18 protein-coding genes and 2 tRNA genes are annotated in these 19258 nt (G+C 26.8%); 8 read left to right on the top strand and 12 right to left on the bottom strand.

What is annotated here, in order from left to right:
• Positions 1-378: 378 nt before the first annotated feature.
• The 6 genes from asd to BM020_RS01335 all read right to left on the bottom strand — a co-directional run bounded on the left by asd (position 379) and on the right by BM020_RS01335 (position 5903).
• Positions 379-1428: an aspartate-semialdehyde dehydrogenase gene (asd, locus tag BM020_RS01360; RefSeq protein ID WP_074797969.1), complete on the bottom strand. Its 1050-nt coding sequence runs from the start codon at positions 1426-1428 to the stop codon at positions 379-381.
• A 270-nt stretch (positions 1429-1698) separates the two neighbouring features.
• Positions 1699-2517, bottom strand: a complete 819-nt coding sequence (gene dapB / locus BM020_RS01355) for a 4-hydroxy-tetrahydrodipicolinate reductase (protein ID WP_067147141.1) — start codon at positions 2515-2517, stop codon at positions 1699-1701.
• Positions 2518-2616: 99 nt separating this feature from the next.
• Positions 2617-3510: a 4-hydroxy-tetrahydrodipicolinate synthase gene (gene dapA / locus BM020_RS01350; RefSeq protein WP_067147143.1), complete on the bottom strand. Its 894-nt coding sequence runs from the start codon at positions 3508-3510 to the stop codon at positions 2617-2619.
• Positions 3511-3846: 336 nt separating this feature from the next.
• Positions 3847-5064, bottom strand: a complete 1218-nt coding sequence (locus BM020_RS01345) for an aspartate kinase (protein WP_074797968.1) — start codon at positions 5062-5064, stop codon at positions 3847-3849.
• 315 nt (positions 5065-5379) lie between these two features.
• Positions 5380-5577 carry a 30S ribosomal protein S17e gene (locus BM020_RS01340; RefSeq protein WP_067147147.1) on the bottom strand — a complete coding sequence of 66 codons (198 nt, stop codon included), beginning with the start codon at positions 5575-5577 and terminating at the stop codon, positions 5380-5382.
• Positions 5578-5579: 2 nt separating this feature from the next.
• Positions 5580-5903 carry a chorismate mutase gene (locus tag BM020_RS01335; RefSeq protein ID WP_234970495.1) on the bottom strand — a complete coding sequence of 108 codons (324 nt, stop codon included), beginning with the start codon at positions 5901-5903 and terminating at the stop codon, positions 5580-5582.
• Between the two features lie 257 nt (positions 5904-6160).
• On the opposite strand from BM020_RS01335, the gene BM020_RS01330 reads away from it, so the two are divergent.
• Positions 6161-7030, top strand: a complete 870-nt coding sequence (locus BM020_RS01330) for an SPL family radical SAM protein (RefSeq protein ID WP_067147149.1) — start codon at positions 6161-6163, stop codon at positions 7028-7030.
• A gap of 64 nt (positions 7031-7094) precedes the next feature.
• On the opposite strand, the gene BM020_RS01325 is transcribed toward BM020_RS01330, so the two are convergent.
• On the bottom strand, positions 7095-8003 hold the full coding sequence (locus BM020_RS01325; RefSeq protein ID WP_067147152.1) for a shikimate kinase: 909 nt from the start codon (positions 8001-8003) through the stop codon (positions 7095-7097).
• 407 nt (positions 8004-8410) lie between these two features.
• On the opposite strand from BM020_RS01325, the gene BM020_RS01320 reads away from it, so the two are divergent.
• The 5 genes from BM020_RS01320 to BM020_RS01300 all read left to right on the top strand — a co-directional run bounded on the left by BM020_RS01320 (position 8411) and on the right by BM020_RS01300 (position 14408).
• Positions 8411-9241 (top strand): S49 family peptidase, encoded by an 831-nt coding sequence (locus BM020_RS01320; RefSeq protein ID WP_067147153.1) that lies wholly within the window; start codon positions 8411-8413, stop codon positions 9239-9241.
• A 272-nt stretch (positions 9242-9513) separates the two neighbouring features.
• Positions 9514-9765 carry a thioredoxin family protein gene (locus tag BM020_RS01315; RefSeq protein WP_067147155.1) on the top strand — a complete coding sequence of 84 codons (252 nt, stop codon included), beginning with the start codon at positions 9514-9516 and terminating at the stop codon, positions 9763-9765.
• 378 nt (positions 9766-10143) lie between these two features.
• A complete protein-coding gene (locus BM020_RS01310) occupies positions 10144-11259 on the top strand; it encodes a glycosyltransferase family 4 protein (RefSeq protein ID WP_074797967.1) in 1116 nt (371 codons plus the stop codon).
• Between the two features lie 381 nt (positions 11260-11640).
• Entirely contained in the window at positions 11641-12111 is a 471-nt protein-coding gene (moaC, locus tag BM020_RS01305) for a cyclic pyranopterin monophosphate synthase MoaC (RefSeq protein ID WP_067147160.1), read from the top strand.
• 215 nt (positions 12112-12326) lie between these two features.
• Entirely contained in the window at positions 12327-14408 is a 2082-nt protein-coding gene (locus BM020_RS01300) for a DEAD/DEAH box helicase (protein WP_083405352.1), read from the top strand.
• 112 nt (positions 14409-14520) lie between these two features.
• Here the strand turns inward: BM020_RS01300 and BM020_RS01295 are convergent, their stop codons facing one another.
• Together BM020_RS01295 and BM020_RS01290 are read right to left on the bottom strand one after the other, a co-directional pair.
• Positions 14521-14823 carry a DUF2098 domain-containing protein gene (locus tag BM020_RS01295; RefSeq protein ID WP_067147164.1) on the bottom strand — a complete coding sequence of 101 codons (303 nt, stop codon included), beginning with the start codon at positions 14821-14823 and terminating at the stop codon, positions 14521-14523.
• Between the two features lie 160 nt (positions 14824-14983).
• Positions 14984-15358 (bottom strand): PRC-barrel domain-containing protein, encoded by a 375-nt coding sequence (locus BM020_RS01290; RefSeq protein WP_067147167.1) that lies wholly within the window; start codon positions 15356-15358, stop codon positions 14984-14986.
• Between the two features lie 361 nt (positions 15359-15719).
• Here BM020_RS01290 and BM020_RS01285 point away from each other — a divergent pair, with 361 nt between their 5' ends.
• Positions 15720-17426, top strand: a complete 1707-nt coding sequence (locus BM020_RS01285) for a tRNA uridine(34) 5-carboxymethylaminomethyl modification radical SAM/GNAT enzyme Elp3 (protein WP_067147169.1) — start codon at positions 15720-15722, stop codon at positions 17424-17426.
• Between the two features lie 190 nt (positions 17427-17616).
• Complete coding sequence (gene deoC / locus BM020_RS01280) at positions 17617-18351, top strand: deoxyribose-phosphate aldolase (protein WP_082762142.1); 735 nt, start codon at positions 17617-17619, stop codon at positions 18349-18351.
• 182 nt (positions 18352-18533) lie between these two features.
• Here deoC and BM020_RS01275 read toward each other — a convergent pair.
• From BM020_RS01275 to BM020_RS09375, 3 genes are all read right to left on the bottom strand, one after another.
• Positions 18534-18606: transfer RNA gene (locus BM020_RS01275), tRNA-Phe, on the bottom strand.
• A 3-nt stretch (positions 18607-18609) separates the two neighbouring features.
• Positions 18610-18681, bottom strand: a tRNA-Val gene (locus BM020_RS01270).
• Positions 18682-18924: 243 nt separating this feature from the next.
• On the bottom strand, positions 18925-19258 hold a 334-nt coding region (locus tag BM020_RS09375), incomplete at its 5' end, for a transposase (RefSeq protein WP_159428547.1).

The following is a 19258-nucleotide window of genomic DNA, read 5'->3' as shown; positions in this document are numbered from 1 at the left end:
TATCACTTAAATATAACTTAATTTAATGTTAATCAAAATAGATTAATCTTTAATTAAAACTATCAATTAAAATTATATTTAATCTCTTATTTAAAGTTATTTAATCAAATTAATTAAATTTTATTAAACAATTCAAATTTATAAAAAATAGATAATTTAAGAAAAATAAGAATAAACTAAAGATAAAAAAATATAAAAAATAGATAATTTAAGAAAAATAAGAATAAACTAAAGATAAAAAAATATAAAAAATAGTAAAATAAAGAAAATAAAAAAGAAAATAATTAAGGGTAATTACCCCTAAATATTGATATAATTACTCCCAAGCATCAATAAAAATCTTGGACAAGGTTTTTAGCTGAAAGTTAAAAAAAATGATTATAATATTTGCTTATTAATCAATTCTGCATTTAAGATAGAAGCACCAGCAGCACCTCTAATAGTGTTATGTCCTACTAAAACATATTTAAAACTATTATCAAATGCTTGATCTTTTCTTAGTCTACCTACTGTTGCAGCCATTCCCCCATAAGCATTTCTATCCATTCTTGGTTGAGGCCTATTATCTTCTTCTTTAATAAGAACTGGATGTTCTGGAGCAGAGTGAAGATTTAATTCTTGTGGAAGGCCTTTAAAATCAGCTATAGTCTTTTTGATTTTATCAATATCTGCCTCATCATCAAGTTCTACAAATACTGCTTCAGTATGGCCATCAATAACAGCAACTCTGTGGCATGATGCACTTAATGAAAAGTTTGCAGGTTTAACTTCTCCACCATCAAGAGAACCTAGTAAATGTAAAGTTTCACTTTCCATTTTTTCTTCTTCCCCACCAATGTATGGAACTAGATTATCTAAAATAGCCATAGAAGGAACACCATTATAACCTGCTCCTGAAATAGCCTGCATAGTAGAGACATAAATTCTATTAATATTAAAATTATCATAAATTGGCTTTAAAGTTAAAGTTAAAGCAATAGTAGAACAATTAGGATTAGTTACAATAAATCCATCCCAGTTGTTATTTTTTTGCTGTGCATCAATCATATCTAAAAATTGAGGATTAACTTCTGGAATAACTAAAGGAATATCTTTTTTCATACGCATAGCACTTGCATTAGAAGCTACTACAAAATCTTTAGCATATTGAGGTTCAATTTTAGCTGCAAAATCAGCTGGAAGTGATGAAAAAACAATTTCTACATCCTTATCCATTTTTGCAGGATCCGTTTCAATAACATTCATATCTTTTACAGATTCTGGCATTTCTTCATTTAAATACCAAGTGGTAGCATCTTCATATTTTTTACCAGCAGATCTTGATGATGCTGCAAGAGCAGCTATTTCAAAATCAGGATGATTATCCAATAATTGGATAAACCTTTGACCTACCATTCCAGTTGCACCAAGTACACCTACTTTTACCATTTTAATCAATCCTTAATCATATAATAAATATTTTTAGTGGTTATTTTAAGAAATAAATATTTTTAGTGGTTATTTTAAGAAATAAATATTTTTAGTGGTTATTTTAAGAAATAAGTATTTTTAATAATTATCTTAAAAGAAATAAGTATTTTTAATAGTTATTTTAAAAAAATAAATATCTTTAATAATTATTTTAAAAAAAATAAATATTTCTTATTAATTTGAAAGAATTAAAAAAAGGAATTAAAATTTAGTAAAAAAAAAACTAAATTAAATTCCTAAAACATCAGACATGTCATTTACTTTTCCTCTTTCAGCAGAACCGACAAATCTTAAAGCACGGATTACACCAGCAATAAATACTTCCCTAGTATGTGCCATGTGTTTAACTTCTAATCTTTCACCATCACCAACATACAATACAGTATGATCTCCTACAATATCTCCACCACGTACTGCATGTATACCAATTTCTTCTTTAGTTCTTTTACCTACTTGACCTTGTCTTCCATAAACACCTACTTCTTCTGGTTTTCTTTCTAATGCATTTGCAACAAGTTCAAATGCAGTCATAGCAGTTCCAGAGGGAGCATCTGCCTTTTGATTATGGTGAGCTTCAATAATTTCAATATCAAAATCATTTAAAATAGGAGTTAAGTCTTTTAAAACTTTAAAAAATACATTTACCCCAATTGAGAAATTAGAAGAAATTACAGCTTTAATATTTTTTTCTTTAATTATATCTGCATTTCCTTGTGCTTGCTCTTCAGTAAAACCAGTAGTTCCAACTACTAAATCTACGCCACAATCAGCAGCTCTTTTAATTGTTTCTACAGCTGCATGAGCAATAGTAAAATCAACCAATACTTCAGCTCCAGATTCCTTTAAAGTTTTTTCTAAATCTTCAGAACCAGTAATAGCTACACCAATATTACCAATACCTGCTTTTTCACCAGCATCAATACCTGCTAATGGAGAGTTTGGTATTTCAATAGCAGCTACAAGTTCCATATCATCTTGTTCACTAATTTTCCTTATAATACCAGAGCCCATTCTTCCAGCAGCTCCAGTTACAGCAACTTTTATCATAGTACCATCTTAATAAATAAGTCTAGAATTAAAATTTTAAAAAAAATTAAAAACTAGTTCTAAAATAGAACTAGGTTAATATTAAATTTTTATTTAAAATTATAAAATTCCAGCATCTTCTAATGCTTTTCTTAAGACTACTTTGTTTTCTTCTAACATAGGAACTAAAGGTAATCTTAATGGACCTGCAGGCATTCCCATCATGGTCAATGCTTCTTTTGCAGGAGCAGGACTAGTTTCAATAAATAAAGCTTTAATTAAATCATACATTTCATAATGTAATTCTAAGGCTTTATCATAGTTAGCATCTAAAATATTGTTTACCATCTGAACCATTCTTCTTGGATCGATATTTGCAGATGCACTAATTACCCCTCTTGCACCAACAGACATTAAAGGAAGGGTTAATTCATCACTACCCGATAATATAACAATATCATCATCTAAACCTGCATCCCTTAGTAAGCTCATAGTTTTAGATGTTTTATCTACATCAGATGAAGCTTCTTTTAAAGCAGTGATATTATCTACTTTTGCAAGTTCTACAATAGTTTCAGGAGCCATATCTAAACTAGTACGTGATGGAACATTATAAGTAACTAAGTCAATATCCACCACATTTGCAATTTGAGTATAATGTTCAATAACTCCATGTTGTTGAGGTTTGTTGTAGTATGGAGTGATTAAAAGAGCCATATCTGCTCCAACATCATCTGCATATTTAGTTAAGTCTATAGCTTCTGTAGTTGCATTGCTTCCAGTTCCTGCAATAGTAGTTACTCTACCATCTACCTCATCAATCATAATATCGAGAACTTTTCTATGTTCTGCGTGGGATAAGGTAGCAGATTCACCAGTAGTTCCTGCAGCAACTAAACCATCTACATCTTGGTCGATTAGCCAGTTAATATTTTGTCTGTATCCTTCTTCATCTATAGTCCCATCCTCAAAGAAAGGAGTGACCATAGCAACAGCTGTACCTTCAAAACGCATAATAACACCTTACTATAACATAATTATTTCTTCAAATGAAATAATCTAATAATTAATTTATATAGAGCTATTTAAAGACTCCAATAAATTTAAATAATAATTAAAGACTTTTAATACTTTAATTATTTTAATTTTTAATTTTTAAAAAATCCCAATATTAATTTTAAAATACTTAAATAAAATTCGTACCAATAAAAACCAATTATTTTTTACGAAAATTTAATAATTGTAAATTAAAATTAATATACAGTAAAAAGCGTTAGAAGCATAATACTTCTCTTGAAAGAAAATAAAAGTAAATACTTCTTTATAAGATTAAATAAATAAAGGCGGAAGTTATAAAACTCCCTTAATTAAATCATAAGCTACCTTACCATCTTCCCAATTAATAAATAAAACAATAGCAGTTTGGGAGGATGAGATTTCTACAATATTTATACCTTGTTCCTTAAGTGGATTAGTAATTTCAGTAATTACTCCAGGAGTTTCAATAAAGTCTGGATTAATCATAGTTAACATAGCAATATCTCTGCCTAAAGAAATAGAACTTAAGCTATCTTCAGCTATAACTAAATTATGTAATAAGTGATATGCTTCATCAGCATCACATTTATCTAAGAATAAAGTAATTGAATTTTGACCTGCAGAAATACCATAAATATTGATATTAGCATCTGCTACCAAGGTAGTCATTTTTGCAAGAAGTCCAATCTGATTAAGTAAATCTTCTCCAACTAAAGCTACTACAGAGATAGGTTCAGGATGCAAACTTACAGATTTACCTATAGAATCTTCAAAAGGGCCAACAATAGCAGTTCCAAGATCAGATAAATCCCCTTTTTCAAAGCCAATAATTTTTGCATTTATTTCTGGGTCTTTAAATCTTAAAGCATGAGGGTGTAAAATTTGAGCACCATGAGTAGCTAAATCTCTCATTTCATCAACAGAGATATAATCTAATTTTTCAGCATCACTAATTTTTCTCGGATCAGTTGACATAACTCCATTTACATCAGTTACAATGATTACATCATCTGCATTTAAACAATGCCCTAAGAGAAATGCAGTTACATCGCTACCTCCTCTTCCTAAGGTAGTTACTTGTCCATCTTCAGATTTTCCTAAAAATCCGCAAATAACTGGAATAATTCCTTGCTCTAATAAATCTAAAAGACCTTTAGATTTCTCTTCAGTTTTATCGAAGTTGATTTTAGCTTTACCATAGTTATTATCAGTTATCACAGGCCATAAATCATGACTTGGATCGATATATTCAGATTTTACACCTAAAGATTCTAAAACTGATGAAAATACTCTGATGCTGGTTCTCTCACCCATGGATAAAATTTCTGCCAATTGCTTTTCAGTTACTTCTTTTCCAATGGATTCATCAGTAATAAGTACTAAATCATCAGTAGTCTTATTAATAGCTGATACAACAACCACAACCTTCTTTCCTTTCATAAACTCATTAACGACAGATTGTGCAGCTTTTCTAATTCTTTTACCATTTCCAATCGAAGTACCGCCAAATTTGGCTACAATTAATTCCATTTGTTTACACACCTTTTTAATAAATTAAAAATTAAAATAATAAATTTTGATAAGTATATATTTTATAAACTATTATTCATTTATTTATTTTATTAAAGGGTGTTAATAAATTTATTTATTAATTTTAGAATTTTTGAATAAAAATTTAGAATTTTTTAATAAAAAATAGGTGAAATTAAAATAAAAGTTAAATAGAAAAAACTATTCATTTACAATGAAATTATAAAAATAGAGAAAAATAATAACTACTTAAAAATTAAAAATAGGAAAAAGTAGATTAAAATTAAATAATCTTAAAAATAGTAAAAAATAAAATTAAACTTGGTTTGCTTGTTGTCTTACTAATCTAGTAATGTAACCAGCAATTTTATTTCTTAAATGTTTAGTACTTACAGTAGAGTATTCCGCTACTAATTTTTTGTTTTCTTCAAAATCAGTAGTAAATTTACCAGCATTAGTTTCAATTAATTCTTTAGATATACGTTTTACGAATGAAGTTCTAATATTTCCCATAATCATTCCTCCAAAATTTCCTTCTGTTTATTTTTACTTAAAATTGTTAGCATATTCATAATATCACTAAGAATATCATCATCAATATTTTTTTCATGAGCTAATTTATTTACTTTGTTATGGATTGCATCTTCTCTTGATTTATCATAAATTTCCATACCTAAAAAAACTTTAGCAGAAACAATATCCTTAGCAAGTGAAGTTCTTTCACTAATTAAGTTAACTAAATCATTATCAATTTCATCAATTCTTTTTCTAGACGCTTCAAGAATATTACGAGCTTCATATTCACTTTTAAATAAGCTCATTATCTCTTTCTCATCCACAAAAACAACTCCATAGTTTTGATAATAGATATACTTTATATTTCATATTATTTAAAGATAATTATTGAATTGAATTTAATTTTAACAAAAATTTATTTAAATTCCTATCAAATACTCACATAAATAATTAAAATTTAAAAATTCTTATCAAACGCTCCCATAAATAATTAAAATTTAAAAATTCTTATCAAACGCTCTCATAAATAATTAAATATAGTACAACAAATATTAAAATAAAAATTTAAAAAAGTGAAATCATGCATTATGTGAATTCTAAAAGTATTTTGTCTAATAAGAATGGTATGAACCTATACAGAGGATGCTCTCATGGATGTATCTATTGTGACTCTAGAAGTAAAGTTTACAATATGAATCATGATTTTGAAGATATTGAAATTAAAGCAAATGCCATTGAGCTACTTAAAAAAGCTCTTAAATCAAAAAGAGAAAAAATTATGATTGGAACTGGAGCTATGACAGATCCATATATCCCGATTGAGGAAGAATTAAATCATCTAAGGCAATCTTTAGAATTAATTTATAAATATGGTCATGGATTTACCTGTATAACTAAATCTGATTTAATTTTAAGAGATTTAGATTTATTAAAAAAGATTAATAAAAAATCAAAAGTAGTTGTACAAATGACTTTAACTACATATGATGAAGATTTATGCAAAGTACTTGAGCCAAATGTATCTAGCACAAAAGAAAGAGTAAAAGTACTTGAGCAGTTAAATAAATCAAATATTCCAACTGTTGTATGGCTATGCCCAATTTTACCATTTATTAACGATACAGAAGAAAATATAAATGGAATAATTGATTATTGCATTGAAACAAATGTGGAAGGAATAATTTGTTTTGGTATTGGAATGACTTTAAGAGAAGGAAATAGAGAATATTTCTATAAAAATCTAGATAAGAGTTTTCCAGCTCTTAAAGAAAAATATATTGAAACTTATGGAAACAGTTATATCTTAAATAGTCCAAATAATAAGAAACTAATGGAAATGTTCTATAAAAGAACAAAAGAAAACAATATCATGAATAATCCAAATGAAATATTTGAATATTTGAATGAACTTCCAAATAAAGATAATACTAAACAAACTACCTTCTTTTAAAAAAAAGAAAATACTGAACAATTTCATGAAAGAGGTTTTAAATTTCATGAAAAAAATAAAATAATTAAATAAACCTTGTTCCTTCATTATCTACTATTGTTTCAATAATCTTGCCATCATAAGAATTCCAAGCCTCTTTGACATTGTCAATAGAACTATCATCTACAATAGCTACAAATGAAGAACCAGTTCCTGATAAACCAGAAGCTAAAGCACCAGACTCAAGTGCATCAAGTGCAATATTATTATCAAAATTTAATACACTAGCATATAATAAACCATTTAAAGTTAAAGCTTCAAGATATTCTTTATCCATAGCTTTATCAAAGGCCATTTCAACAAATGGAGCAATTAATTTCATCCTACTAACATCAGAAGATCCGCTTAAAGATTCTTTATCTGGCATAAATACTAAAACATCATAATTAGGCATTTTTTCTTGATGTAAAATCTTACGCTTAGTATTATCAGTTATAGTTACTCCACCAAAGAGAGATGCAGAAGCATCATCAAAAGCTCCAGTTATAGTAACTCCTGCCTCAAGTGAAGCATCAATTCCAAGATTAACTAATTCAAAATCACTTAATGGTTTTAGGCAGAATTCATCTGCAATTAAAGAAGCAGATGCCATAACGACTGCATTAGATAAAGCACTGCTACTTGATAAACCTGAACCTAATGGTAAATTAGATTTAGTTTTAATTTCAATACCTTCTCCATTTCCAAAATCTAAATCACTGATAATCTCTTCAATAATTTTATCATTAGTAATATTATAATAATCTAAAACTTTCTTTACACATAAATTCATTAAATTAGGACTAACTCCTAAATCTGAAGAGCAGTTAATACCACAATTAGAAAATTTAGCTTCAGCTTCAATAGAAAGGCCAATACCAAATGCAGAACCAAAACCAGTTGAAATTGCATTAATAATTGTAGCAGAACCTGGAGATAAAACTGTTTTACTCAACTGAATCACCTAATTATTTAGCTAATTTTTAAATAGGATTAAATATATATCTTATTTTTTAAATTAAATCATATAAACTTAATTGAAAATAAGAATATAACCCTTTAAATTAAATCATATAAACTTAATTGAAAATAAGAATATAACCCTTTAAATTAAATCATATAAACTTAATTGAAAATAAGATTATAACTTTTTAAAGTTAAATTTTTAAATGTGAAAAAATCAATTTTATTATTTAAAAAACATTGAAAAATATTAAAAAAAATAAACTTATATATTAATGTAATTAAATATAATATATTATTAAATTAATGAAAATATTGGAGAATATGAAAAAAATTTTCATAACCCAATCACTTAATGAATTATAGAGAATATTAAAATAAGATACTAGATGTGATAAAATGAGTGAAAACAAAATAAAATGGCTTAATATAGGAATAGGTGCATTCATTATATTAGCTATAACATTACTTTTAGTTCTTATTTTACCACTAAGTAATTTAGCTATTGAACAGGATGAAATAGCTATTATATCAATTAGTGGAACTGTTACATACAATCCATCTAATTCTACCAAAGTTACAACAAGTGTAAGTCAGATAGAAAATGCATTAAATGAAGCAAACTCTAACAAAAATGTAAAAGCTATTGTATTAGATATAGATAGTAAAGGTGGAAGTGAAGTTGCAAGTGAACAAATAGCTGATGATATTAAAAACTCAGAAAAGTTAGTTATTGCATATATTGGAGATAAAGGATTAGATGAAAGTTATTTAATCGCATCTAGTGCAGATTCTATTGTTGCAAGTTCTTCATCATCAATTGGAGGAATTGGCCTTAGCTTTATTAATAGTGATAAATATTCAAAGCTTAAACTTAGAGGAGAATATAATGAAGATTATCTTAAATTAAAAAAATCTAATAAAACAGATGCTGATAAGCTTGCAAATGGTCAAAAAATGATTGATCAAGATTATACTCAATTTATTAAAAAAATCGCTAAAAATAGAGGTTTAAGTCCAAATTATATTGCAAAATTAGCTCATGGTAAAAAATATAATGGAAATGAAGCTAAAAACTTAGGTTTAATTGATAGAGTTGGAAATAAAAATAAAGCTATTGAATTAGCTGCTTCAAAATCAAATACAACTAATTATACTGCAGTTAATTATCCTAAAGCTAAAAAAAGCTTAACTGAAACTTTAAGTGAAAATAAATTGTTCAATCTATAATTAAATCTTTTTAACTAATTTTTTAAATTTAGATTTTAGTTAAAAAAAATCTATTAAAATATAGGAATATTTATATAGTAACAACTAATAATTATAAATAAATTTATAAAAGTTTAAGTTTTTAAATAGATTTTTATAAATTTATATCAAAATTTTATTAAATTAAAAAAACTAAATAAAATTTTACTAAATTAAAAAAACTAAATAAAATTTTACTAAATTAAAAAAAACTAAATAAAATTTTATTAAATTAAAAAAAACTAGGTGATAAAATGGCAAACAAAGTAGAAGTATTTACCTCACCAACCTGTCCTCATTGTCCAGGTGCTGTAAAAGTTGTTGAAGAAGCAAAAGCAAAATTAGGTGACAAACTCGATGTACAAGTACTCAGTATAGCAGATCCAGATAACAGAGATTTAGCTATTGGCTACGGTGTTACAGCAGTACCTGCAATTGCAATTAATAATTCATTAGCATTTATTGGTGCTCCAAGACTTAATGAATTATTAGAAAGATTAGAATAATTGTATAAACAATTTTCTAATATTTTTTTTCTTTTTTATACTATTTCTATTAAATATAAACAAGTTTTTTTAATAATCATTGATTTACCTCCTTTTTTTTAAAAAATAATCCTATAATAAAAATTTAAACTTTTTTAAACTATTTTAAAATAAAAATTTAAACTTTTTTAAACTATTTTAAAATAAAAATAAATAGAATTAATAAAATATATTATAATAATTAAAATTTTATTAAAATTAATAGATTTAAAAATATATCTTAATTAAAATAGTTATCCTAATTAAATACTCATCTTAATTAAATACTTATCTTAATTAAAATAGTGATTAAAATAGTTGATAATTAATAAAAAACTTTTCAAAATATGAGGTAAAAATATGAAAATTGCAATGGTTGGACAATTTCCACCACATATTGGGGGAGTTGGAGTACATATACATAGTTTAGCCAAGAAATTAATAAAAGAAGGTCATGAAGTATATGTAATAACATACCCTCACAAAGATATTAAAGATATTGATGGAATCCATGTTATCGGTACAAAAGGAGTTAATATTCCCGGATTAAGAGGATTATTTTTTGCAATTAATGGAAAAAGAGAACTTAAAAGATTAATTGAAAAAGAAAATATTGACATAATCCATGGCCACTACTTACTACCTGCAGGGTGGACCTCTGTAAAAGCTGGAAAATCAACTAAAACAAAAACTTATGTAACATCCCATGGATCGGATATGTTTGAAATCTATAAAAAACAATCATTAATAAGACCTCTTATAAAAAAAGTTCTAAAAGATGCAGATATAGTACTTGCTGTAAGTGATACATTAAAAAATGAAATAATAAATACAAAAATACCAGATATAGAAAAAAAAACAAGATTACACTGGAACTCAGTAGATATTGACAAGTTTCAAACTACAAAAGATAATGAAAGTAAATTCAAGGAAGAATTAGTTAATAAATTTAATATAGCTATTGATAAACCTATAATATTATTTGTTGGAAATATAATCAAAAGAAAAAATGTTGACTTGCTCATTGAAGCTAAAAAACAATTAAAAGCTAAGGCAAATCTTGTTATTGTAGGTGATGGTCCTCTTTTAAGACAGCTAAAAGATAAAACTGAAAATGAATATTTAAAAGGGAATCTCGATAATGTTTACTTCACAGGTTCAAGAACTGATATAGAAGATATAATACCAAGCTGTGATTTACTTGTTTTACCTTCATTTACTGAAAGTTTTGGACTTGTTTTAATAGAAGCTTTAGCCTGTGGTAAACCTGTAATTGGTAGTAATGTAGGTGGAATAAAAGAAATAATTACAGAAGATGTTGGTTTATTAATCAATCCAAATGACAGCGAAGATCTAGCAAAAGCTATCGATAAAATCTTAACAGATAAAGATTTAAGAGAAAAATTCCAATCAAATGCTAGAAATAGAGCAAAAGACTTCTCAGAAACTAAATTACCCTATGATGAATTGAATTGAAAATTATAGAATCATAGAATAATTAATTTAGATTAAAAAATTTAATTAAACTAGAATACTTAATTAGGATTATAAAATATTAATTTAGATTAAAAAATTTAATTAAACTAGAATACTTAATTAGTATAGAATATTTAATATAAGTAAAAAATTAAATTTAAATAAAATAATTAATTAAATAAAAAAATTTATAAAAATAATCTAAAGTTGATTTAAATTAATAATACTGATTTAAATTAGAAAATATAAATAAATTAGCTAGATTAAAGTGAAATTTTAAACAAGAGTTATTAATAATAAAAAATAAAAGTAAAAATATGAATAAATTCATTTGAAATTTAAAAAATATTACTGAATATTAAAAAATGGTGAGGTTTTTATATGGGAGAAAAAGAATTTACACATTTAACTGAAACTGGAGTTCATATGGTAGAAGTTGGAGCAAAACCACAACAGAGAAGAACTGCAGTAGCAAGTGGAAAAATTTATCTTCAAAAAGAAACAATTGAAATGATTAAAAATGCTGAAATTAAAAAGGGAAATGTTCTAACAACTGCACAAATAGCTGGAATTCAAGCTGTTAAAAAAACATCAGATATTATACCCCTTTGCCACCCATTAAATCTTAGTGGAATTGAGCTAGACTTTGAAATAGGCGAAACTAATATAACTGCAATATGTGAATGTAGATTAACAGGACAAACTGGAGTAGAAATGGAAGCTATTACCGGTGTAAGTGTAGCTTTACTTACGATTTGGGATATGACAAAGGCAGTGGAAAAAGATGAAGATGGGCAATACCCTAATACAAGAATATCTGATATAAAAGTTCTTAAAAAAGAAAAAATTTAATTTAATAGATTTTTTTAATTAAAACATCAAAAGATTTTCTTTAATGAAAACATCCCAAATGAAAAAAATAAATCATCAAAAATGAAAAAATTTAATCAAAGCTTTTTTAAAGGTTTAGAGAACTTTTCAATTGCTCTATGAAAATCAAAATTATCTATTAATAATAAAAAATACTATTAAAAAATTAAAAAATATTTAAAATCTAAAATTAAAGACTGATTATTATGGAAAACATCCCAGAGAATATAAAAACAATAATAAATAGTTGTTATCCCTATATTAAAGAATTTAATCCTGCACAAAAGGCTGTGATTGATTCTGGATATCTTGAAAATAATAAAAATTGTGTTATTGCAATTCCAACAGCTAGTGGAAAAACCGTACTTGGAGTTATGGTAGCACTTAAAGCTATTTTAGATGGTGGAAAAGCAATTTATGCTGCACCACTTCTTTCAATTCAAAACGAAAAAGTGAAAGAATTTAAAAAATTCGAAGAATTTGGGATTAAAGTAGGTAAACATCCCTCTTCTTCAGACTTATCTATTATGGTTTTTGAATCATTTGATGTGTTAACAAGATTTTCATGGGATGTTTTAAGGGAAGTTGATACACTAATTATTGATGAATTCCATATGATTGGTGAGTTTTCAAGAGGACCTACAATAGAATGTGCCATTACAAGAGCAAAGATTATAAATCCTAATTTAAGAATTATTGCATTATCTGCAACACTAGAAAATATGGGAGAAATTAAAAACTGGTTAGATGCAACTGTTGTAGAGCATGATTACAGACCAGTGCCATTAAATAAAGATGTTTTAGATAGTGAAATGTTTAATACAAAAAATAAAAATGATGTTGTTGTAAAAGTCTTAGAAAAGGCTATTGCAGATGATTCTCAAGCATTAAGTTTTGTTTCAACAAGAAGATTTACAGAAAGTTTAGCAAGTTATGTTGCTGGAAAATTAAAAAAGAAAACTACTATAGAACAAAAGAAAGGTTTTAAAGAAGTAGCAGAAAAATTACTTGCTGTTCCTGAGAAAAAAGGATCAAGACCAACTTCAACTTGTCTTAAATTAGCTGAAAGTTGTGAAAATGGTTCTGTTTTCCACCATGCTGGTCTTTTCAGTGAACAAAAAGAAATCATTGAAGAAGAATTTAGAAATGGGAATATTTTAATGATTGCAGCTACTCCAAGTTTAATGTATGGTGTTAACTTACCTTCAAAATATGTAATTATTAGAGATTATACAAGATGGACTCAACAAGGTCCTCAAGCAATTCCTGTTTTTGATTATGAACAAATGTCTGGAAGAGCAGGTAGACCGCAATATGATGATAAAGGTTACTCCTATTTAGTTGCTAAATCTATGGAAGAATCTATCACACTTGAAGAAAGGTATATCAATGGTTCGGTAGAACCAACAAATTCAAAGTTAATTGAAAATAAAGATGCTGTATTCAAACAAATTATCGCACAAGTAGCATCTACTCTCTCACAAAGTCCTGAAGAACTTCAAGATTTCTTTAATAAGACATTCTACGGATATCAAATGACTGCTAACTCTTCTATGAGTTTCTTTGCTGAGGAAAGTTTAAAATTTGAAATTCAAAATGCTTTAGAATTTTTAATACAAAACCAGATTTTACAAGCTACACCTAGTGGATTAAAAACAACTGCATTTGGTAATCTAATAGCTAAATCTAATTATAGTGTTGAAACAGCAGTGAAAATTAAAGAATATGTAAATAATCTTGAAAGCTTTAATCCGGAAGAGTTGATATACCAATTAGCTCAAACTCCTGATTTACCTCTTATTTCATTCAAAGGCAGAAAATCTAAAGATCCAGTTCGTGAAAAGCTTTCAAATTATGGTCTCTTTGCTATTGATATTGCAAATCCAGAAGCTACAGCAGTTTCTTTAATTGAATGGATAAATGAAAGAACTGAATACCAAATTGAAAATGCCTATCATGTCTATTCCTCCTCTACTAGGCGTTCTGCATATGAAGCATCCTTACTTGTTAGATTTACTAAAAATACACTTGAAGTACTTGGAAAATATAATTATTCAAAAGATTTAGATTATCTCTCAGCAAGACTTTATTATGGTGTAAAAGAAGACATTATACCTCTTGTAATAGGAGTGAAACGTTTAGGAAGACGCCGTGCAAGAGCATTAGTAGATGTATTCGGTGATGATTTACGGCCATTTTCAGAAAAAGAGCTTCAGAAAGTTGAAGGAATCGGCCCTAAATTAGCTAAAAGCATTAAAAACTTTGCAGATAACTATTAATTATCTATAAACTAATTTTAAAAAAATAGATTTAAAAACTTAAAAAATAAGATTAAAGAATAAAAAACTTAAAAAATAAGATTAAAGAATAAATAAAAAAAATGGAGGATAATTATCCTCCACCTTCACAACCTTGAATATCATTAATAGATTGTGAAAGTTCATCAAAATCTTCTTTTAAATCTTTTACTTGTTTTAAAGTGTCTTTATCAACAGATTCAACATTTATGATATCTTTTTCATCAACTACTTCTAAAGAATCGGTTGCATACCATAAAGCAGGTTCATCTAATTTAACCCATTGCATGTTGTCTTCTTCTTTTAAATCGACAACTTTGCTTATAGTACCTGTACCAGTATATCTTATAAAAGCACCAACATCAATGTTTTCTCCTCGAATATCACAAAAACTCATATTATCACCAATATAGTTTTAATAAGCTCTTCAAAGAAGAATAAAATTTTAAAATGTCTTTTAAACATTTCATCTTTTAAACATTTCAAATAAAATTTTAAAATATTTTTTAAAAAATTCAAATAAAATTTTAAAAATTTAATTCTTGAAAATTAAAAAATTATTCAATTTTTACATCAGCTCTATCTTCAACTTCTTCTCCAACATCATCAACAAGTTCAGCTTCAACAGTTTCAACTTTTTCAGCTACTTTTTCTTCATTTGTATCTTCCTTTGCAGCTTTTTTAGCTTTTTCAGCTTCTTCGATTGCAGCTTCTTTGTTAATTTCAATATTTAACAATACATAATCTCCAATGTTTTTTATATCTTCAAAGCCAACTTCGATTTTGTTAGAAGAAATAATGTTTTTCTTAAGGACAATAGTTATAGAACTAATTTTTCCATCTTCTTTATCAAATTCTGCATCCTCAATTTTTCCAATTTCATTTGCATTAGAATCTAAAGCCATCATTCCCAATAATTGTTTAATTTTCATAATATTACCTCAATGATTAATTTATGAAATAGGTTAAAAAATATTTTATTAATTAAAAAACATTAGTTTTATTAATAACTAGAATAGTTATATAAATCATGAAAAATATTTTTTAACATAAGTTCAATTTAATTAAAAGTATGATTTGGAATTATATAAACTTATCTAATATTTTTAAAAAATAAAAAGTTTTATAAATTTATGAAAATAATTTAATATTTTAAGAACAAATATATTATAGTAATTTAAAAATATAGCTAAAAAATCTAGCTAAAAAGTGTAATTAAAAAAAATTTAGTTAAAAAGTGTAGTTAAATAAGTAAAAATTTTAAATAAAAAATACAATATATGAGGATTTAAAATGGAAGAGGCATGTCGAATTATCATAGAAGATATCATAAATGGAAAAATAACTACTCGACGTGAACTTGAAGTAGAAAAAAGACAATTATGTAGAGACAGAAAGTTAAAAAAATTTATGAGCAATTCCATAATTTTAGAACATGCAAGTCTTGAAGAAAAGAAAATCGTTTCTAGTTTATTAAAAAAGAAGCCAACAAGAACTATCTCTGGAGTTGCAATAGTTGCAGTTATGTGCCATCCCCACCAATGCCCACATGGAAGATGTTATTATTGTCCTGAAAGTGATATTGCACCTCCAAGTTATACTGGAGAAGAACCTGCAGCACTTAGAGGCAGAATGTTTAAGTTTCACCCATATGTTCAATGTTATAACCGATTAAAACAATTACATAAAGTAGGACACCCTATCGATAAAGTAGAATTAATTATTATGGGGGGAACTTTCCCTTCAAGAGATATTTGCTATCAGGAATGGTTTGTTTCACAATGTCTAAAAGCAATGACTGATTTTGGAGTAATTTTAGAGAATATTAAACAAATTGATGATATAGAATCATTTAAAAAAGAAGATCTTTTAAAATATCCTCCCTATATAAACAATGCTCTTAAAACATATCCGCCAAATGATTATATACTTATAGAGGATATTCAAAAAGCAAATGAAAGTTCTAAAGTAAGATGTGTTGGAATGACCTTTGAAACACGTCCAGACTATTGCATGGAAGATCATGTTGATAGAATGCTAAAAATGGGTGTGACTAGAGTTGAATTAGGTGTTCAAACAATTCATGACTATATTTATAAAAAAATCAAAAGAGGACATAGAGTATCTGATGTGATTGAAGCAAATAGAATCTTAAGAGATTCAGGAGTGAAAGTAGCTATGCATATGATGCCTGGTTTATTCCCACTTGCAAGAGACAATCCTAAAGTAGAACAATGCCCAGAAAAAGATCTAGAAATGTTTAAAACCATTTTCACCAATGAAAACTTTAAGCCAGATATGCTTAAGATTTATCCTTGTCTTGTTACTGAAGGTAGTGAACTTCACAAACTATGGAAAGAAGGTAAATACAGGCCATATAGTGATGAAGAAGCAGTTGATTTAATAGTTCAAATTAAGAAAATTTTGCCAAAGTGGCTTAGAACTATGAGAATACAAAGAGATATACCTTCAACTTTAATTGAAGATGGTGTTAAAAAATCTAATCTAGGAGAATTAGTTTATAATCGTCTTGAAGAAGAAGATATTAACTGTCAATGTATAAGATGTAGAGAAATAGGTCATAAAAAGACAAAAGAAGAGTATACAATTGATGATTATAAACTATTTGAAGAAGATTATATTGCAAGTAATGGGGAAGAGCACTTCTTATCTATTGAAGATAAAAATGAGGAAAGCCTAGCAGGATTTTTAAGATTGAGAATGCCATCACTAAAAGCCCATAGAGAAGAGATTGATGATAAAACTGCAATCGTACGTGAATTACATGTTTATGGAAATATGATTAAAATAGGTCAAAAAGGAGAAAACATAGGCCAACATACTGGTTTTGGAGAAAAATTACTTAAGCGTGCTGAAGAAATCAGCCTTAATCAAAATAAAGAGGAACTTTTAATTATTAGTGGTATTGGAGCTAGAAATTATTACCGTAAATTTGGTTATGAACGTAAAGGCCCTTATATGGCTAAAAAGTTAATTTAATTAAACTAAAAATCATTTGTCTTATTTTTATTTTATATTTTGTTCTATGAAAAAATATAAAAAATTTAAAACAATCAAACAAGACAAAAATATTATATAGTTTGAAGTTAAACTAACTATTATATACATATAAAATAAATCATAATTATTGGAGATTAAAATTTTATTTAAATTGTTTAAAAATAGGGAGATGAATCAAATGATCAATAAAGCTAAAAAACTCTCAAAAGTTATTGAGTTTACTAATTTAGATAATAGTGCAACAATAGAAGAAATGAAAGCTTTTTTTGATAAAGCTAAAGAATATGGTTTTTACTCTGTTGTGGTTTTACCTCACTATGTAAAATTAGCAAAAGAAGAACTAAAGGATACTGATATAAAAGTAGTAACTGTTGTTGATTTTCCATTAGGTGCAGGAAATACCGAAGGAAAAATAGCTGAATCAAAAAAAGCAATTGCAGATGGTGCTGATGAAATTGATATGATGGCAAATATACCTGCAATTAAAAACCATGACTTTGAATCTGTAAAGAATGATATTAAATCAGTGAAAGAGGCAATTGGAGATAAAGTTCTTAAAGTAATCATAGAAAATACCCTCCTTACTGTAGATGAAAAAGCAGGAGCTTCTAGAATGTGTGAAGATGGTGGAGCAGATTATGTAAAAACTTCTAGTGGATTTAATGGAAATGAAGATTTCTATGCATTAATGGAAAGTTTAAGAATTATGAAAAAGAATGCACCTCATCTTGAAATGAAAGCTGCTGGAGGAATCAATAACTACAAATTAGCAAGTAATGTAATGGCAGCAGGTGTAACTAAAATTGGAACCTCCTCAGGAACTATTATAATGGATCAGCTTAATCATGTATTAGAAAATCAAAAGATAAGCCCTAATCAAAAAACAGGGCCAAGACTTATTTAAATAAGTTTTTTAAACTTATTTTTAACTTATTTTTCTTTTTTTAATTTATTCTTTTTAACCTTTTTTTAATCTTTTTTAAATACCTTAAAGATGACTTTTTAATATTTTAAATTTTCCATTATTCTTTTAATTATAAAGATAGTTCGTGATGATAAAAACTAAATAACCTTAGATAAAAAAAGTGCCGTAGGCCGGACTTGAACCAGCGACATCTAGATCTTCAGTCTAGCGTTCTCCCAACTGAACTACTACGGCAAATGGACCGAACGAGATTCGAACTCGTGATCACCTCCATGTCAAGGAGGTATCATACCCCTAGACCACCGGTCCTTCTTACTCATAAAAGTCTGTTAATGATTATATATAAATGTTTCTAAATATAGATATTTTTAAATCAAAACAAATCTTTTATCACTAATTTCTAATTAAAAATAGCTATTTTAAAATACAAAATCTTAAAAACCGATGCCTAGAATTAAACATTTAAAATTATAGACATATTAAGATATATTAATTATAACATATAAACTTAATGGAAAAATAGATAAAAAATTAGCCTTGTAGAAACCCTTTTTAAAAGATTTGTACATGCCTGTAGAAATTATATAAAACATCTTTTAGCTTGGTTTCTTTATTACGTAATTTATCGTTGCGTGAAAAGTTTATACCTGAAAATATTTGCTTTATAACAAAAATTACACTTTCAACATTCATTCTTCTAGAATAGATCTTAGGTCTGAAAATTGTTGAACTATTTAAACGATAATGACCATTTTTGGCTCTTGTTTTAAGTGGTATTTGCTCAAAAGCTAAAGTTTCTTCATTAATACATTTTCTTATTTCTTCAGAATCATAAGCTCTGTCTGCTAAGAAATAATGAGGTTGATATTTCTTTGTTTGCCTAATA

Source organism: Methanobrevibacter olleyae (assembly GCF_900114585.1).
GTDB lineage: Archaea > Methanobacteriota > Methanobacteria > Methanobacteriales > Methanobacteriaceae > Methanobrevibacter > Methanobrevibacter olleyae.
The sequence above is the reverse complement of the archived record's forward strand: the minus strand, read 5'-3'. Positions and strand labels throughout refer to the sequence as shown.

Excerpts from the sequence above, each read along its gene's own strand:
- BM020_RS01345 (WP_074797968.1), bottom strand. The coding sequence starts at position 5,064 with ATGGAATTAATTGTAGCCAAATTTGGCGGTACTTCGATTGGAAATGGT.
- dapB (WP_067147141.1), bottom strand. The coding sequence starts at position 2,517 with ATGATAAAAGTTGCTGTAACTGGAGCTGCTGGAAGAATGGGCTCTGGT.
- BM020_RS01310 (WP_074797967.1), top strand. The coding sequence starts at position 10,144 with ATGAAAATTGCAATGGTTGGACAATTTCCACCACATATTGGGGGAGTT.
- BM020_RS01330 (WP_067147149.1), top strand. The coding sequence starts at position 6,161 with ATGCATTATGTGAATTCTAAAAGTATTTTGTCTAATAAGAATGGTATG.
- BM020_RS01290 (WP_067147167.1), bottom strand. The coding sequence starts at position 15,358 with ATGAAAATTAAACAATTATTGGGAATGATGGCTTTAGATTCTAATGCA.
- BM020_RS01285 (WP_067147169.1), top strand. The coding sequence starts at position 15,720 with ATGGAAGAGGCATGTCGAATTATCATAGAAGATATCATAAATGGAAAA.
- BM020_RS01315 (WP_067147155.1), top strand. The coding sequence starts at position 9,514 with ATGGCAAACAAAGTAGAAGTATTTACCTCACCAACCTGTCCTCATTGT.
- asd (WP_074797969.1), bottom strand. The coding sequence starts at position 1,428 with ATGGTAAAAGTAGGTGTACTTGGTGCAACTGGAATGGTAGGTCAAAGG.
- dapA (WP_067147143.1), bottom strand. The coding sequence starts at position 3,510 with ATGCGTTTTGAAGGTACAGCTGTTGCTATGGTCACTCCTTTCTTTGAG.
- deoC (WP_082762142.1), top strand. The coding sequence starts at position 17,617 with ATGAATCAAATGATCAATAAAGCTAAAAAACTCTCAAAAGTTATTGAG.
- BM020_RS01320 (WP_067147153.1), top strand. The coding sequence starts at position 8,411 with ATGAGTGAAAACAAAATAAAATGGCTTAATATAGGAATAGGTGCATTC.
- BM020_RS01340 (WP_067147147.1), bottom strand. The coding sequence starts at position 5,577 with ATGGGAAATATTAGAACTTCATTCGTAAAACGTATATCTAAAGAATTA.
- BM020_RS01295 (WP_067147164.1), bottom strand. The coding sequence starts at position 14,823 with ATGAGTTTTTGTGATATTCGAGGAGAAAACATTGATGTTGGTGCTTTT.
- moaC (WP_067147160.1), top strand. The coding sequence starts at position 11,641 with ATGGGAGAAAAAGAATTTACACATTTAACTGAAACTGGAGTTCATATG.